The 1,699-nt window shown below is 49.9% G+C and carries 2 protein-coding genes; both read right to left on the reverse strand.

Going from position 1 to position 1,699, the window contains the following annotated elements:
• Positions 1-33 precede the first annotated feature (33 nt).
• Positions 34-744, reverse strand: coding sequence for a DUF5131 family protein (locus VB081_RS02200; RefSeq protein ID WP_323399219.1), 711 nt, complete (start codon positions 742-744; stop codon positions 34-36).
• A 61-nt stretch (positions 745-805) separates the two neighbouring features.
• Positions 806-1,699, reverse strand: an 894-nt coding sequence (locus VB081_RS02205) for an APC family permease (protein WP_323399218.1), incomplete at its 5' end; no start/stop codon positions are given.

The raw sequence follows: 1,699 nt of genomic DNA on the forward strand, positions 1-1,699 counted from the left end.
TGTGTCAAGGCTCCACTAAAAAACATTCATGCATTAAAGCTCTGTATCCAAGCCCGCTTTTCGGGCTTGTTCATGCTGCCGCCGCCTTGGAATTCGATAGGTGATGCCGTTTTTCTTCAAACGGGCTCCGGTCTGGCGGAAGGTAAAGGACACACCAACATTAAGGCATTGGCAATACAGATCCAAAAACCAGTCGAAATCACAGGATCGGGCGGCATTGCCGGACTCACCACCGGCCACCACCCCTTCGATCCGGTTATCCAGCCCCAGCATAGTGATGGGGCCCAGGAGGGGTTCGCAGGCCAGAAATTTATGGGCAATGGGCAGATCTCTGAAAATCGGATAACGGAAATCATACTGTCGCTGATTTTCTATGGTACAGGCCACGGCCACATTGGGCCACCCACCTCCCCAATCCGGGGGCAGCATGTCTTTAAGGCGAACGATACGCTTCGTAATGATCATATAATCCAAATCCGGCCGGTCCGCCATCATTTGCCAGATTTCCGGGCGCCAGCCATCGGCCTCCTCAATTAAAAAATCGGAGGTCATACAGACATAAACCAGGGTTCCGGAGGGCACTTTATAACGCCCCTTTCGATCCCGGGCAATGATAAGCTGAAAGCTCTTCGTCCGCTCCACACGGGTGGGGTCTTTCCCAATGGATTCATCCCGCCGAAACATATAACAATGCGCACAACCCTCCGAGTATTTATGACAGCCATGCCAGGGATTCCAAACCATCTCTTGCCTCAGTGGCCTCATGTCTGCTCCACCCTTTCTCCAGCACTGCCTTTAAAACACCCTAGGAGTGCTGCCGTAAAAACGGTGCCCCAATGAGCAAGATGACGGCAAAGACAATGATATAGCAGGTAACCGCCGTTACACCATGGGCAATGAATGCCGCGGCAATCATGAACAGGCAGCAAATGATGGAGAGACCAGGCATAACGAAACGCTTCATCCAATGCTCGCTTTTCTCCCGGATCATGACCATAATGAAAATGGGGATATACATCCCATAAATGGTGACAATGGGCAGCTCCGAGGAATCAAAGGAAAAGGCTCCGAACCAAGGTTCTGCAGCTAATTGGGACCCATAGAAATAAGTTAGCCAGATGCCACAGAAAACCAACCCTATGATGGCAGAGTTCACGGGCATATTGGTCTGTCGATCCACATCCCCAAGGAGCTTAGGCTTTGGCCCCCGGTTCCGTACTGCTAAGCTGTACATTCCCCGGGAACAGGCCATGGTCAGGCCATTTAAAGTCCCTAGACAAGAGATAATCACAAAGACAAACAATGCTGTTCCGCCAATGGATGAAAACAAATTGACAAAAGCCTGACGGGTTCCGTCAGCTCCCATTTCCATCATATCCCCATTGCTGATTCCCCCGGCAATTCCTACATAATACAGAATATAGACCACCGCCACAATAATCGTTCCCAGAACCAAGGCTTTGGGAAGATTTTTTTTTGGGTCCTTCAGCTCCGCATTAATGCTGGTCGCAATGATCCACCCCTCATAAGCAAAAGCAGTAGCTACTACGGCCGCCAGAAAGCCACTGGTTGGACTAACGCTGGGGTCTACCACCGTTGTAAAATTATCAATGGTCATCCCATTGAACAGACCCACAACCAAGCCAACAATCCCCATTAAAATAAGAGGAATCAGTTTAATAATCGTCGTAGATACCTG

Source organism: Christensenella sp. (genome assembly GCF_034927525.1).
Classification (GTDB): Bacteria; Bacillota; Clostridia; order Christensenellales; family Christensenellaceae; genus Christensenella.